At 71.8% G+C, this 16,771-nt stretch carries 3 protein-coding genes; 2 read left to right on the top strand and 1 reads right to left on the bottom strand.

The window, feature by feature from the left end:
• Positions 1–225: 225 nt before the first annotated feature.
• Both PV419_RS43935 and PV419_RS43930 read left to right on the top strand, forming a co-directional pair.
• Entirely contained in the window at positions 226–2,127 is a 1,902-nt protein-coding gene (locus tag PV419_RS43935) for an AfsR/SARP family transcriptional regulator (RefSeq protein ID WP_319698717.1), read from the top strand.
• 73 nt (positions 2,128–2,200) lie between these two features.
• A complete protein-coding gene (locus tag PV419_RS43930; protein WP_319698715.1) occupies positions 2,201–5,284 on the top strand; it encodes an AfsR/SARP family transcriptional regulator in 3,084 nt (1,027 codons plus the stop codon).
• On the opposite strand, the gene PV419_RS43925 is transcribed toward PV419_RS43930, so the two are convergent.
• A partial coding sequence (locus PV419_RS43925) for an amino acid adenylation domain-containing protein (RefSeq protein ID WP_415925516.1) occupies positions 5,266–16,771 on the bottom strand: 11,506 nt, incomplete at its 5' end. The genes PV419_RS43930 and PV419_RS43925 overlap by 19 nt on opposite strands.

The raw sequence follows: 16,771 nt of genomic DNA, 5'->3' as shown, positions 1-16,771 counted from the left end.
CCCGCGGCTGGTTCGCCGCTGGCTGAAGATCGTCGATCCCTGCTCATCCCGATCAGTCCACACCCCGGCGATCGGGTTTTTCTCGATCTTTTTGACGGCGGCGCGCAAGGCGGGCTTAGGGTCGATGAAGTGCGATCTTGATATCACCCCTGGAGTCGGGGTAGGCAGAGACGAGGGGGATCTTGAGTGGTTCGCAAGGAACGAGGTCCAGCGGCTGACAGCGCGGTGCCCGACACCGGGAAGTCGAAAGTCCGGTTCCGTTTACTGGGGTCACTCCAAGTACATCGGGGTGAATGCGCGGTTCCCGTCACGGCCGCCAAGCAGCGCTCGCTGATCGCGGCCTTGCTGTTGCGCGCCAACCAACCCGTTTCGATCGACGAGTTGGCTCAGAGTGCTTGGTCAGAGGATGTCCCGCGGCGAATGGTCTCCGCGCTGCGCGTGTATGTCATGCGGTTGCGGCAGGTGCTGGGCGAGCCGCGGCTGATCGGAACGACGTCGACCGGGTACGTGCTGCGGCTCCCGGACCAGGACCTCGACCTGGGACGGTTCGAGTGCCTGGCCGCACGGGGACTGGCCGCTTCCGCGGCGGGCGAGCTGGACACCGCCGAGGCGTCATTCGGCCAGGCGCTGGCCGAGTGGCGTGGTCCCGCGTTGGCGGATGTCGAATCGGAGTTCCTGCACCGGGTGGAAGTCCCGCAACTTCAAGAACGCAAGCTGGACATCGAGGCCGCGAGAAATGATGTGGTATTACGCAAGGGCGGGCACCGCGGCCTGATCGCCCCACTGCGTCAGCTGACGGAGCAGTATCCGTTTCGTGAAAAGATATGGGCTCAGCTCATGCTCGCCCTCTATCGGTCCGGCAGATGGACCGAGGCCATGGATGCCTATGGCGCCGTGCGCGACCTTCTCGCCGACCGGCTGGGAATCGACCCCGGGCAGGAGGTGGAATCCCTTTACTCGGCCATACTCTCCCGCGACCCCTCTCTCGATTTCACCGCGGAAGCCCGGGATTCGTCAACCGTGACGACGCCTTCTCAGGTCGCCCCCCTGGTACCCGATTTCGTGGGCCGAGCCGCAGAAGCGGATGTCATCGGCGAATTGCTGGTCGCGCGGGACACGGATGTGGCCATGCCCGTGGTGACGCTGTGCGGGCCGCCCGGGGTCGGGAAGACCTCGCTGGCGGCCTTCGTCGCCCGGCAGCTGCGCGCGCGGTTTCCCGACGGCCAGCTGTTCGCCGATCTGCGGGGCTGCTCGGAGCAGGCGCCACGGCCCATGACGCGCGTACTGGCCGGCTTCCTGCGCGCGCTCGGCGTCCCGCCCGCACAGGTCCCGACGGAGCAGGACGAGCAGGCCGCGGTCTACCGGGCACTCCTGGACGGTAGGCAGGTGCTGGTGGTGCTGGACGACGCGGCCAGTGCCGAGCAGGTCAGGCCACTGTTGCCGGGCAGCCCCGGCAGCGCGGTGATCGTCACCAGCCGGCATGAGCTGCGCAGCCTGATCGTGACGAACGACGCACACCTGGTGCCCCTGGGGGTTCTTCCCCCGGACGCGGCCCTCGACCTCCTGGCTCGGCTCCTGGGCGAGGACGTGGTCGCAGGGCAGCTCGACGCGGTCCACCGGCTGGCGGAGCTGTGCGGCCATCTGCCGCTGGCGCTGCGCATCGCAGCCGCCAATCTGGTCAGCGGGAGCCAGCTTGATGTGGAGTCCTACGTCCGGAAGTTCCGCTCCGGCAATCTGCTGGACTCGCTGGCCGCCGAGGGCGACGAGGTGACGGCGAGGGCGTCGTTCGACCTGTCGTACGCGAAGCTTCCGCCGACGGTTCAGCGGACATTCCACATGGCGGGACTCGTCCCCGGCCCGGATTTCACGCCGGAGGCGGTGGCGGTGTTGATGCGGGTACCGGTCCCCCTTACGGCCCGGAATCTGGAGAGCCTCGCCACAGCCAATTTCGTCCAGCGCAGGCCCGGCGGGCGCTATCAGCTCCACGACTTGTTACAGCAGTACGCGCTGCTGCGCCGACGCGAGCAGATGAGCGCAGATGAGACCGAAGCCACGGCGGCAGACCTGATGGCAGAGAGCAGAGAGCAGAGCGCGCAGACGGGGATAGGCGCCGACGACATCCGATGACATCCCATGACATTCGATGCCATGGGCGGGCCTGTTCGGTACGGAAGAAATCGCGACAACGGGGGTCTCAACGATGCACGCTCCACTGGAATTCGGTCTGCTGGGACCATTGGAGGCCTACCACGCGGGAGAGTTGGTCCCGGTCAGCGCTCCCAAGCTGCGGGTTGTGCTGGCGACGCTGCTGTTGCGGGCGAACCAGGACGTGTCGCTGCGTGAGCTGGCGGACACGGTCTGGGGCAGCGAGGGCCCCGCCCGCCCCCGCGCGGCCCTGCGGGTGTTCCTGATGCGTGTGCGCCAACTGTTCGACGCGGACCTCATCCGCACGATGCCGGACGGATACCGGTTGGAGATCGCCGACGAGGCCGTCGACCTGTGCCGTTTCAACAGCCTGGTGGACCAGGGAATGTCGCTGTCGGCCGAGGGCGAGCTCGAACGAGCCGAGGAACTGCTGGATCGCGCCATGGGGCTCTGGCGCGCGGAAGCCTTGGCGGACGTGCCGTCGGAGGCGCTTCAACTCGAGGCCGCCCGCCTTGAGGAGCTGCGTCTGCGGGCGGAGCACCTGCGGTTCGAGGTGAAACTCCGCAGGGGCCTCCACCATGACGTGATCGGCCCGCTGCGTGAGCTCACGGCGGAGAATCCGCTGCGCGAGGACCTTTGGGCACATCTCCTGCTCGCTCTGTACCGCGCCGACCGGCAGGCCGAGGCGCTGGCCGCATATCAGGAGATCTCCGTCAACCTCGCGCGCGAGCTCCAGGTGTTCCCCGGCCAGGCGCTGCGTGAGCTGCACCAGTCGATCTTGGTGGGGGATCCGGCCATCGCATCACCTCACACCTCGTCGGCGCGGAGCGCAGCCGTGGTGAGCGAACCACCGCGCGCGGGGTCGCAGTTGCCCCCGGCGATCAGGAACTTCGTCGGCCGGCGCGCCGAGACGGAACGAATCGTCGCGCTTCTGAAATCCGAGGGAGAGGTTCCTGTGGTCACCGTCTCCGGGCCTCCCGGGGTCGGCAAGACCGCGCTGGCCGTACGCGTGGCCCATCGGATGCGCACGGCCTTTCCTGACGGGCAGTTCTATGTGGACCTCCACACCCACTCGATGGCCCGGCGGCCCTCGACGCCGATGGTGCTGGCCCGTTTGCTGCGCGCGCTCGGCCACTCCGCCGAGCACATGCCCATGGACCAGGACGAGCTGGTCGCCGCGTACCGGACGGCGCTGCGCGGCAGACGTGTGCTGATCACAGCGGACAACGTCGGGGCGACGAGCCAGGTCCGCCCGCTGATCCCGAGCGAACCCGGCTGCGCCATAGTGGTCACCAGCCGCAACGAACTGACCGCACTCACCGCGCGGGACGGCGCGCGCGGCATCCGGCTCGACATGCTCGCCGAACGGGAGTCGGTCTCTCTGCTCGGCGCGGTCCTCGGCGAGGACGTCACGGCGCGGCAGGCCGAGGCGACCGCGCGACTCGCCGACCTGTGCGGGCACCTTCCCCTGGCCCTGAGGATCGCCGCGAGCAATCTCGCCGGCTCTCACCGGCCCGACATCGGCGCCTACATCGAACGCTTTCTGGAGGGGCGCCGCGTGCAGGCGCTCGCCATGGACGACGATCAGCACATCGCCGTCAGCCGGGCGTTCGACCTGTCCTACGTCGCCCTGCCGTCCGAGGCCCGCGCGCTGTTCCGGCTGCTGGCGCTGTTCCCCGGAGCGGACATCACCGGCGAGGCGACGGCCGTACTGGCGGACGTCGCCCCACCGGAGGCGGCGAAGGCCCTGGAGCAACTGGCCGCCGCGAATCTGGTCCAGCGTCTGCCCGGCGACCGTTACCAACTGCACGATCTGCTCTCCGAGTACGCCGCGGAGCGCGCGCGGACCGAGGACTTGGCCGGTTACCGCGCCGAGGCCAGGGACCGGCTCTTCGACTGGTATCTGCGCGGCGTCAAGAGGGCCGCGGCCGTGCTGTATCCGGAACTGGTGGCGGCGACCCGGTCGAGGTCCGAGGCCGAGCCGGCCGTCGGCCCGGCCGCCGCGCACGAGCGGTCCGAGGCGCTCCACTGGCTGGAGACGGAACGCGCGAACCTCATCGCGGTGATCGAGTTCTGCGCGGAGCAGGGCCCCGGGCCCATGGCATGGCAGCTCGCCGAGGCGATGGGCTGGTATCTGGGCATCAGCGGACACCACTCCGAGTACGTCGCGGCGGCGAGCGCCGGACTGCGGGCCGCGCGGAGCGCCGGGGATCCGGCCGCCGAGAGCGCCATGGTGGGCTGCCTGGTCTGGGAGTACCGGAACCTGGGCGATCTCGACACCGCGCTGCGCTATCTCACGGAGGTCCTTCAAACCAGCGGCCCCGACTCGTCCGGCCGGACGCTGCTGACCGTCTGGCACGGTTCCGTGCGGCTGGAGCTCGGCCATCTGGAGCGGGCGCGGGCGTGTTTCGTCGAGGTCGCCGACCTCGTGTCCGGACAGACCGCGCCGTCGTTCCTCTCCGTCGCGGCGTCCCTGGGGCTGGGCGCGGTCGACTTCTGGGCCGGCCACTGCGAGCAGGCGCTGCCGCGGATGGAGGAGGCGCTCGCCGCGGCGTCGCGAGGAGGGGCGACCGTGGAGCGCGTCGAATGCCTCATGGTGCTCGGCCGCTGTCTGCTGGAGATGGGCAGGACCGAGCGCGCGGCCGATCTGCTGCGTACGGCTGCCGAGGAGTCCTCCGCCCTGCGCAACGGATACCACCAGGCGGACTGTTTCGCTCACTTGGCGCTGGCGCTGGCCGAGCTGGGCGACCTGGACGCCGCGTCCGAGGCCGCGCACCGCGCGCGGAACCGGTCCCGGGATCTCCACAACCGGTGCATCACCGCCACCGTATGGCAGGCCCTGGGCGCGGTGCACCGCGCCCGGGGCGAGGGTGGCAAGGCCGTTGAGGCGTATCGGCAGGCCCTGGCAGCGACCACGCAGGGCACCGTGCACCCCTACCGGATGTGCGAGTCCCTGCTCGGGCTGGCCCGCGCCCACACGGTCCTCGGCCGGCCCCGCGAGGCGGCTGAGCACGCGCGCCTGGCACGGGACACGGCTCGCGAGTACGGATTCGGCTCCCTCGAAGCGCGGGCGCGGCAGCTGCTCATGGACGGCGAACCGGCTCCCCGACGGGCATCCGCTCATCTCCCTCCGGGCTGATGCGGGCCGAGGGCACCGGCCTCGCCCTCCTGGGTCGCACCGGCCGGTGTCCGCGGGTCGGCGGCGAACCGCCGCAGGATCCGGGCGAACCGGTCCGCGATCCCCTCGACGGTCTCCCGGTCGTACAGGTGCCGCTGGTACTGCACGCCCGCCCTCAGATGCGGGTCCTCGAACGCCGCCACGCCCAGCGGATAGTGGGAGCCGCTCGTGATGCCGACGCCGGTGAGGGCGACTCCCGCGGCGGTGTTCGCGTCCCTGATACCGGCGCGGTCGATCGGGTAGGACTCGAACACGAGCAGGGTGTCGAAGAGGCTGCTGACGCCCATGGCTTGCTCGATGTCGGTCAGCCGGTGTTGATGGTGGTCGAGCAGCGTGCCCTGCCGCTCGTGCAGCCCGGTCGTCAGCTCGGCGAGGGTGGCGTCCGGGGAGCAGCGCACCCGTACCGGCACATTGTTGATGAACAGCCCGATCATCGAGTCGACGTCCGGCACCTGGGGAGGGCGGCCGGAGACCGTCGCGCCGAACACCACGTCCCGCCGGCCCGTCAACTGGCCGAGCACCACGCCCCAGGCCACCTGGACGACGGTGTTCAGCGTGACGCCGAGTCCGGCCGCGCGCCGCGCCAGTTCGCGCGCCGTGTCCACCGAGAGCGGGACGTCGACCACGCCGAAGCCCGCCCATTCCCTCGGGGAAGCCGCTGGGGAAGCCGCCGAGGAAGCCGCCCGGGGTGCGAGCAGCGTGGGCTCGACGCCGTCCAGCTCCGCCGCCCACGCCCGTGCCGAGGCGTCCTGGTCCTGTGCCGACAGCCACATCAGATAGTCGTGGTACGCGGGGGCCGGCGCCATCGCCGACGGATCGCCGCCGGAGCCGTAGAGCTGGAGCAGTTCCCGCAGCAGCAGCGGCCCCGACCAGCCGTCCAGCAGCACGTGGTGCACGGAGAACACCAGCTCCGAAGAGTCGGGGCCGGTCCGTATCAGCGTCATCCGCAGCATGGGCGGCGTGGCCGGATGGAAGTGGGTGTCCCGGTCCTCGGCGAGATGCCGCTGGAGCGCCTCGTCGCGTGCCGCCTGCTCCAGGGCACCGAGGTCGATGTGGCGCCAGGGCAACGCGACGCCGTCCACGGCCAGCTGGACCGGCTCCCCGGCCCCGGTGGTGAGAAACGCCGTGCCGAGATTGGGGTAGCGGTCCAGCAGGGCCTGCCCCGCGGCGCGCATCCGGGCCGAATCCACCTGCCCGGACAGATGGAGCACCAACTGCATGTGGTATGCGTCGAAGGCGGCGTGGTCCGAGGTGTGGACCAGCAGCCCCGCCTGGAGCGGAGCCAGCGGCCATACGCCCGCCAGTCCCGGGTAGCGGTCCCGCCACGCCTCCAGTTCGCTCGGGGCCACCGGCACCGGTCGGCCCCCGGTCGCACCGGGTTCGGCCAGATCCAGTTCGGTGACGCACCGGGCCAGCTCCTCCAGCGCCGCCGCCCACAACTCCACCAGCTGGGAAGCCTCGCCGGCGGACAGCACTCCCGTGGGGAAGGCCACCCTCGCGCTGAGCCGCGGCCCCTGCTCGCCGTCCGCGACGTGGGCGTTCACGTCCAGTACGGCGGTCACCGGCGTCCCGGAATCGGGCTCGGCGAACAGATCGGCCGCGTCAGGGGCCTCGGTCCAGCCCCGCCCCCGCAGCTCCTCAGGCATGTCGGCGGCGGAGAACCTGCCCAGGTAGTTGAAGGCGATCTGCCCCGTGGAGCAGGGTTCCAGCTCCGCCGCGGTCTCCGGGTTCGCGTAGCGCAGCAGCCCGTAGCCGATGCCCTTGTCGGGAAGAGCCCGCAACTGTTCCCTGATCCGCCTGATCACCTCTCCGGCGGCCCGACTGTCCTTGAGGACCTTCTGCGGGTCGGCCCCGCCGATGTCGAGGCGCACCGGGAACGCGCTGGTGAACCAGCCGACGGTGCGGGAGACGTCCGCTCCCGGCACCACCTGTTCCTCCCGGCCGTGCCCCTCGACCCGCAGCAGCACCGAGGAGTCGTCGGCGATACCGCGCCGCCGTCGCCAGCCGACGACGGCGAGCGTCAGCGCGGCCAGCAGGCCGTCGTCGACCCCGCCGCCGAACGCCCTGGGCAGCTGGGTCAGCAGCGCTTCGGTGAGCGGCTCCGGCAGCCGCAGCCACACGCTGTCCACGGTGGACATGACGTCCACGGCGGGATCCAGCGGGCGGGCCCCCAGCAGCGGGTCAGGGCCTTCCACCATCGACCGCCACAGCGGCAGCTCCGCGACCCGCTCCGGGCGGGCCGCCTCCACGGCGAGCGCGTGCGCCCACCGCCGCATCGACGTGCCCACCCGGGGCAGCTGTGGTGTCTTCCGGGCCCGCACCCCCTCCCAGGCGGCGGCGAGGTCCGGGAGCAGGATCCGCCACGAGACCCCGTCCACGACCAGGTGGTGGAGGACGATCAGCAGCCGGCCCGCTCCCCCGTCCTCGGGTGCGAACCAGACGAACCGCGCCATGACGCCGTCGGCGGGTGCCAGACGTCCGCCCGCCGCGTGCAGTTCGGCGGCGGCCTCCTCTCGCCACCGCTCGTCCCAGCGGCCGTCGCACTCGACGCGCCGGATCAGCCCCGCGGCGTCGACCCAGCCCCGCGGGACCACCTCCAGGCTCCCGGCCCCGGCGGTCAGCAGCCGGGACCGCAGCATGTCGTGGTGGTCGAGCACCGCGTTCAGCGTCGCGGTGAGCCCGGCGTGATCGATGCCCTGGGGCAGCTCGACCATCATGGCCTGGGAGAGGCGGTCGAACCCCGTCTCCAGCTCCCGGAACCAGCGCGCCAGGGGCAGCAGGGGCATCGTTCCGACACCGCCCCCCTCGAACTCCTCCAGGTGCGCACCCGCGCCGGTACGGCCGCCCACCACCTCGGCCAGTCCGGCGACCGTCCGGTGCTCGAAGATGTCCCGGGGGCTGATCTCCACCCCGTGCGCCCGTGCCCGCGACACCACCTGGATGGACTGGATGCTGTCCCCGCTGGAGGCGAAGAAGTCGTCGTCGATGCCGACCTTCTCCAGGCCCAGCACTTCGGCGAACACCGTGGCCAGCGCCTCTTCCACGGGGTTCCGCGGCGCCCGGTAGCTCTCTTTGAGGTGGTCCGGGTCGGGCAGCGCGCCCCGGTCGACCTTCCCGTTGGGGGTCATCGGCAGCCGGTCCAGTACGACGATCGCCGACGGGACCATGAACTCCGGCAGCCGTCCGGAGAGGAACGCCCTCAGCTCTCCCTGCGACACGCCGGCGCTCAGGTCGAAGTCGCCGTCGCCGAGCCCCTCGGAGCCGCCGGTCCCCAGGACGCCGACGGGCACCACGTAGCCGACGAGCCGCATGGTGCCGCTCGTCCCCGAGCCCTCGCGGACGGTCACCACGGCCTGCGCCACCCTCGGGTGCGCCAGCAGGGCGGACTCGATCTCCTCCGGCTCGATCCGGTAGCCGCGCAGCTTCACCTGTGTGTCGGCCCGCCCGACGAACTCCAGCTCGCCATCGGCGTTCCACCGGACCAGGTCGCCGGTGCGGTACATCCGTTCGCCGGGGGTGCCGAACGGGCAGGCGACGAAGCGTCCGGCGGTCAGCCCCGCCCGGCCCAGGTAGCCGCGCGCCAGCCCGGCTCCGGCCACGTACAGCTCGCCCGCGACACCCTTGGGGACCGGACGCAGCAGCGCGTCCAGGACATAGAGCCGGGCGTTGGGGATCGGGCGGCCGATCGACGGCATGCTCCCGTCGCCGGGCAGCGCCTCGCACAGGGACGGGCACACCGTGGTCTCCGTCGGGCCGTACGCGTTGGCCATGCGTCGGCCCTTCGCCCAGAGCGCCGCCAGCTCCGGTGAGATCGGCTCGCCGGCGACCGTCAGGGTGGTGACGGTGGGCAGCGATCCGGGCGGCAGGGCCGCCAGCACCGAGGGCGTCAGCAGTACGTGCGTCACCCGGTTCTCGTTGACCGTCTCCACCAGCGGCTCGCCCGCGGCCAGCTCGTCCTGGCCCGCCAGAACGAACGCGGCGCCGGAGAAGAGCGCCATGCACATTTCCCACACCGAGGAGTCGAAGCTCGGCGAGTTGAACTGCAGCACCCGGCTGTGAGGCGTCACCTCCAGCCGTTCGACGTGCGCCGCGAGCAGGCTGGCCAGCCCGACGTGGGTGACCGCGACGCCCTTGGGGAGCCCGGTGGATCCGGACGTGTAGATGACGTAGGCGGCGTTGGCCGTCGACAGCGGGTGGTGTCGTTCGGTCTGCTCCACCGGGCCCGCGGCGGCGTCGGCCAGCGCCCCGAGGACTTCCGGGTCGTCCAGGCGGATCACGGGCGCGGAGAGCTCCTGGAGGCATCCGGCGGTCGCCGCGTTTCCGATCACCAGGCGCGCCTCGGAGTCCTTGACCATGAACTCGATCCGCTCGGCAGGATAGGCGGGATCCACCGGCAGATACGCGCCGCCGGCCTTCGTCACCGCCAGCGCCGCGGTCCACAGCTCCGGCGACCTCGGCAGGCACACCGCGACCACCGACTCCGGGCGTACGCCGTCCGCGATCAGCAGCCGTGCCAGGCGGTTGGCGCGGGAGTCGAGCTCCCGGTACGTCAGCTCCGCGCCCTCGAACACCACCGCGGTGGCGTCCGGCCGCTGGTCCACCTGGCGCTCGAACAGCTCGGGGATCGTCCCGACCCGCACCGGGGCCGCCGTGTCGTTCACCTCCGACAGCAGCCAGTCGCGCTCCGCCGGGTCCAGGACGTCCACCGAGCCGATGGGCGTGCCGGGCTCGGCCACGAGCTGCCGCACGACGCGCACCAGACGCCTCGCCATGGCCTCGACCGTGGCCTGCTCGAACAGGTCCGTGGCGTAGTCGATACGGCCTCGGATGCCCTGCCCGGGGAAGTCGAACATGGTGACTTCCAGGTCGAACCTCGCGCCGCCGGTCGCGACCGGTTCGAGGGTCGCGCTCAGCCCCTCGAAGTCGAAGTCCTCCCACCCGATGTTCTGCCAGGCGAACGCCACCTGGAAGAGGGGGTGGTAGGCGGTGGAGCGCTCGGGGTTGAGCAGTTCGACCAGTCGCTCGAACGGGGCGTCCTGGTTGTTGTAGGCGGCGAGTGCCGCCTCCCGGACCCGGCCGAGCAGCTTCTCGAACGAGGGATTCCCGGACACATCGGCCCGCAGCACCCAAGTGTTGACGAAGAAGCCCACCAGGTCCGCGAGGTCGTCGTCGGTGCGGTTGGCGATCGGGGAGCCGATGGTCAGGTCCTCCCTGCCGGTCAGCTGGTGGAGCAGCACCGCGAGCGCGGACTGGAGCACCATCGCCACGGTCATCCCGTGCGCGCGGGCCAGTTCCTCGGCCGCCGCCAGCACCTCGGGGTCCATGGTGAACTCGGCCATGTCGCCGTTGCGGCTGGCGACGGGCGGGCGGGGGCAGTCGGTGGGCAGGGGAAGGGGCTGGACCACTCCGGCCAGCGCCTGACGCCAGTACCCGAACTGCTGAGCCGCCACGCTCGCCGGATCGCTCTCGTCACCCAGCACTTCCCGCTGCCACAACGTGTAGTCCCCGTACTGCACCGGCAACTCCGACCACCCCGGCGCCCGCCCTGCCACCCTCGCCCGATACGCCTCCGACAGATCCCGCACCAACGGCGCCATCGACTCCCCGTCCACCGCGATGTGATGGATCAACAGCACCAGCACATGCTCACGCGCCCCGCACCGGAACACCGAGGCACGCAACGGAATCTCCGCCGCCAGATCGAAGGCATACCGCACCGCCCCCGCCACCACGCCCTCAAGCTCCTCCGGCCCCGCCTCCACCACCGGAACCCGCACCTCCACCTCCTCCAACGGCACCACCCGCTGGAACGGCACACCCCCCTCATCCTCGACAACCACCGTCCGCAGACTCTCGTGCCGACCCACCACATCCCGCACCGCCAACCCCAACGCACCCACATCCAGCCCACCCCTCAACCGCACCCGGAGCGGGGAGTTGTAGGTGACGGACGGCCCCTCGAAACGGTGGATGAACCACATCCGCCGCTGCGCGAAGGACAGGGGCAGGCGGTCCGGCCGTACCTCGGCGCGCCGGAGTTTCGGGCGCACCCGCAGGCCGGTCGACAACAGCTTCGCCAGTGCGGCCACGGTCCCGGAGTCGAACACCGACGTGACGGCGATCTCGACGTTCAGCTCGGCGCGGATCCTGCGGACGAGCTTGGTGGCCAGCAGCGAATGGCCGCCGAGGGCGAAGAAGTTGTCGTCGACACCGACCCGTTCCAGCCCCAACACCTCGGCGAACAGCCCGCACAGGACCTCTTCCTGGGGCGTGCGCGGCTCCTTGCCGTCGGCCGCTCCGCCGTAGTCGGGCGCCGGAAGCGCCCGCTTGTCCAGCTTGCCGCTCGGGGTCAGGGGCACCTCGGAGACGACCATCACGGCCGAGGGCACCATGTACGCGGGCAGCAGCTTTGCCACGTGGTCGCGCAGTGCGGTGGCCGCGGTTCCGGCCTCCCGCGTCCCCGCGGGGTCGTTCGTCAGGGTCCGGCCGGGACGCCCCGAAGGGAGGAATCCTCCGGTCAGTACCCGGCCGTCCCGGCGGCCGTCGGGGAAGACGATCACGTCGAAGCACTCGACCGCGTTGGTCGACCAGGTCACCGTTGCGTCCCAGCCCTGCTGGGCCGCCCAGGCGCACAGCTCGTGCGGGTCGACGGACCGGTGAGCGGTCGTCGGCGCGTTGACCAGCGAGGCCGCGGCGGCTGCCGCGGCCTCGCCGGTCAGCCTGGCATTCGGGATCCGGGCGATCCGTACCGGTGTATCGCCCTGGGCGCGGCGGAACTCGGCTATTCCGGCCAGGTCTCCCAGCTGCTCGCCCCACAGCCAGGTGGGGATGTCACGCAGCGGCACGGCGTCCACCGGCGTCTTGTGCAGGACGACCTCGTAACGGTGCCGGGTGAGTTCATTGTGCGCCGGTCCGGGCTTCAGGCGGACATCGAGCGCGCCGACGCCATGCCTGTCGGCCCAGCGGGTGAACCACTCCGGGTCGATGAGCAGTTCCTTCTCCGCCCGTATCGCCCGGGCGACCGCGGCACGCACCACCGAGGGCGAGGCGTCCGGGTGCCGCGCCCGGTGCACACCGGCCCGGAACAGCCGCAGGGACCCCGCGTTCCGTACGTCCCCGACCACGATCCGGCCGCCCGGCGCGAGGAGTTCCATCGCCTGCCGCAGCACGCGGTCCAGGTAGACGGCGTCAGGGAAGTACTGCACGACGGAGTTCAGCACGACCGTGTCGAAGTGCCCGCGCGGCAGCCCGGTCACGTCGTCCGCCGTCCGGCAGCGAAGCCGCACCCGCTCGGCGTACCCCGCCTGTGCGACCTGTTCGCGCAGGCGGTCCGTGACCGAGGCCGAGAGGTCCGTCGCCCAGTACTCCTCCACCGTGGGGACGACCTTCGCCATCAGCAGCCCGGCGCCCACGCCGATCTCCAGGAGCCGCCGGGGGGACCAGGAGAGGATCTGTTCCACCGCCGCGTCGCGCCATGCGGTCATCTCCTGAAGGGGAATCGGCTCACCGGTGTACCGGGAGTCCCACCCGCTGAAGTCCTCTCCCCACGGCGCGCCGGGGGTCGCGTACACCCGGTCGTGGACCTGCCGCCACGCGTCGATCTTGTCAGCGGCACCGCCGAGACCGGCCCCGTCCGCGCTGAGCACCGCGTAGGCGACCAGCCGCTGGTCGCCGGCGGGGTCCTCGTCCGTGACGACCGCGGCCTGTGCGATGCCGGGGTGCGAGGTCAGGGCCGCCTCGACCTCTCCGGGCTCGATCCGGAACCCGCGGATCTTGGTCTGGGCGTCCGTGCGGCCGACGTACTCCAGTTGCCCGTCGGCGTTCCAGCGGACCAGGTCCCCGGTGCGGTACATGCGTTCGCCCGGCTCGCCGAACGGGCAGGCCACGAAGCGCTCCGCGGTCAGCGCCACCCGGTGCGCATAGCCCCGCGCCAGGGCGGGCCCCGCCACGTACAGCTCGCCCGGCACGCCCGGCGGCACCGGCCGCAGCCCGGCGTCCAGCACGAAGATCCGTACGTTGGTCACCGGCCCGCCGATGGACGGCACACGGCCATCCCCCATCAGGGGCGGGCTCATCGTGGCGCACACCGTGGTCTCGGTCGGGCCGTACGCGTTGATCACGCGGCGGCCGTCGCACCAGGCCGCCACCAGGTCCGGTGCGGCCGCGTCCCCCGCGACGACCAGCGTCTCGACCGTCGGCAACGCTCCCTTCGACAGCGTCGCCAGCACCGGCGGCGGAAGCGTCACATGCGTCACCCGCTGCTCGCTGATCGTCCTCTCCAACGGCGCACCGGGCGCCAGCGCATGCTTGTCCGCCAGGACGAGGGTGGCGCCGGACAGCACGCCCATGCACAGCTCCCACACGGAGGCATCGAAACTGGGCGAGGCGAACTGGAGGACCCGGCTCTCGGGCCCGACTTCCAGCCGCTCCAGGTGCGTCGCCAGCAGGCTCGCCAGTCCGGCGTGGGTGACGGCGACACCCTTGGGACGGCCGGTGGATCCGGAGGTGTAGATGACGTAGGCGGTGTTGGCCGCCGACACCGGGCCCAGCCGTTCCGCGTCCGTGGGCGCCGCAGGATCGGCGCCGGCCGGCGCATCGGCGGTGTGCGGGTCGTCGAGGCGCAGCACCGGGACCGGCAGCTCGGGGAGCTCGTCGGCCGTCGTCGCGTCCGCGAGCATCAGGCAGGCCCCGGAGTCCTCCACCATGAACCCGATCCGGTCGGCCGGGTAGGCCGGGTCCACCGGGAGATACGCGCCGCCGGCCTTCATCACCGCCAGCACCGCCACCACCCATTCCGGCGACCTCGGCAGCGCCACCCCCACCACCGACTCGGGCCCCACACCACGGCCCACCAACACCCGCGCCAACCGGTTCGCCCGCCCGTCCAGCTCCCCGTACGACACCGACTCCCCACCACACACCAACGCAACCGACCCAGGCCGCGCCGCCACCTGACGCTCGAACAGCCCGGGGAAGGTGTCCGCCTCCACCGGGGCCGCGGCCGTGTCGTTCAGGCCGGACAGCAGCCAGCGCCGCTCCGCGGCATCCAGCACGTCCGTCACGCCGACCGGTACCCCCGGGTCCGCCGCCACCTGGCGCAGCACCCGGGCGAACCGGGCCGCGATCACCTCCACCGCCTCCCGGTCGAACCTGTCCTGGTGGTACTGCACGGCGAGCCGCAGGTGTGGGTCCTCAAGGGCCAGCACGGCCAGCGGGTAGTGAGTACCGCCCGATGTCCTGACGCCGGTGGTCGCGAGGCCGGCGGCGGTGCTCGCCTCCTCGATGCCTGCGCGGTCGAACGGGTACGACTCGAATCCGATGATGGTGTCGAACAGGGTGGCCAGTCCTGTTGTCCGCTGGATGTCGGCCAGCCCGCAGTGGTGGTGGTCCAGCAGCGCCGCCTGCCGGTTCTGCAACTCGGTCATCAGCTCGGCGAGGGTGATGTCCGGGGAGCACCGCACCCGCACCGGCACGGTGTTGATGAAGAGGCCGACCATGGAGTCGACGTCCGGTACGGCGGGCGGCCGTCCGGAGACCGTGGCGCCGAACGCCACGTCCTGCCGGCCGGTCAGCCGCCCCAGCAGCACCCCCCACGCCGCCTGGACGACGGTGTTCAGGGTGACACCGAGGTCGGCGGCGCGCCGCGCCAGTTCGCGCGCGGTGTCCAGCGGGAGCGGGACGTCCACCAGGCCGAGGCCCGCCGCCCGGTCCTCCTGCCCCTTCCCGGCGGCCAGCAGGGTGGGCTCGTCGACCCCGTCCAGCTCCGCCGCCCATGCCCGTGCCGACGCGTCCTGATCCTGCTCGGCCAGCCATGCCAGGTAGTTGCGGAAAGCGGGGGCCGCGGGCAGCGCCGCCGGGGCACCGCCGGACTCGTAGAGCCGCAGCAGGTCCTGCAACAGCAGCGGCACGGACCACCCGTCGAACAGCACGTGATGCGCGGTGACGACCAGTTCCGACCGCTCCTGGTCCAGTGTGACCAGCGCGATCCGCAGCATCGGCGGGGCGGCCGGGTCGAAGGCGGCGTCGCGGTCCTCCGCCAGGAACCGTCGCAGCGCCTCGTCGCGCCCGGCTTCGCCGAGTCCGCCGAGATCGATGTGGCGCCAGGGCAGCCGGACACCGTCGACGACCAACTGCACCGGGTCTCCGGACTCGGTGTTGACGAACGCGCTCCGCAGATTGGCGTGCCGGTCGAGCAGGGCCTGCCCCGCCACACACAGCCGGTCCGGATCCACCTGTCCGGACAGATGGACCACGAACTGCAGCTGGTACGCGTCGAAGGCGGCATCGGCCAGCATCGCGTGGAACAGCAGCCCCTCCTGGAGCGGAGCCAGCGGCCATACGTCCGCCAGGCCCGGATAACGGCCCCGCCACGCCTCCAGCTCGCGGGAACCGACCGGCACCAGTGGGGCATCCGTCGGGCGCGGTGCGCCCGCGCGAGGCCGGGTCCCGGGCGCGTGCCCCGCGGCGCCGCCACCGCCGTTCACCGCCTCGGCCAGCCTGGCGACCGTCCGGTGCTCGAAGACGTCCCGGGCGCTGAGCTCCACCCCGCGCGCCCGCGCCCGCGACACGATCTGGACGGACCGGATGCTGTCTCCGCCCGCGCCGAAGAAGTCGTCGTCGATGCCGACCCGGTCCACTCCCAGCACCTGGGAGAAGACCGCGGCCAGAGTCTCCTCCAGCGGGTTCCTCGGCGCGCGGTACACCGAACCGGTGAGCTCCGGGTCGGGTAGGGCCCCCCGGTCCACCTTGCCGCTCGACGTCAGGGGCAGCCGCCCCAGCACCACGAACGCCGACGGCACCATGAACTCCGGCAACCGCTCCGACAAGAACCGTCGCAGCTCGTTCGCCGACAGCCCGGCGCCGAGGTCGAAGTCGAAGTCGCGCAGGTCTTCCACATCGCCGAAGCCGGCCTCGTCCGCGCCGGCGGGCACGACATAGCCCACCAGTTGCCTGCTCCCGCCGGTCCCCGCGGCCCCCGCGGCCTCCCGGGTGACCACCACGGCCTGTGCCACCCTCGGGTGCGATACGAGGGCCGCCTCGACTTCCCCCGGCTCGATCCGGAACCCGCGCACCTTCACCTGCGCGTCGGCCCGCCCCTGGAACACGAGTTGGCCGTCCGGCGTCCACGCCACGACATCGCCGGTGCGGTACATGCGTTCGCCCGGCTCGCCGAACGGGCAGGCCACGAAGCGCTCCGCGGTCAGCGCCGCCCGGCGCACATAGCCCCGCGCCAGGGCCGGCCCCGCCACGTACAGCTCGCCCGGCACGCCCGGCGGCACCGGCCGCAGCCCGGCGTCCAGCACGAAGATCCGTACGTTGGTCACCGGCCCGCCGATGGACGGCACACGACCATCCCCCACCAGGGGCGGGCTCATCGACGCGATCACGGTCGTCTCGGTCGGACCGTACGCGTTCACCATCCGCCGACCCGGGGACCAAGCCGCCACC

The organism is Streptomyces sp. ME19-01-6, assembly GCF_033793745.1.
Taxonomy (GTDB): Bacteria; Actinomycetota; Actinomycetes; order Streptomycetales; family Streptomycetaceae; genus Streptomyces.
Note: the sequence above shows the minus strand (reverse complement) of the source record. Positions and strands in the feature narration are given on the sequence as shown.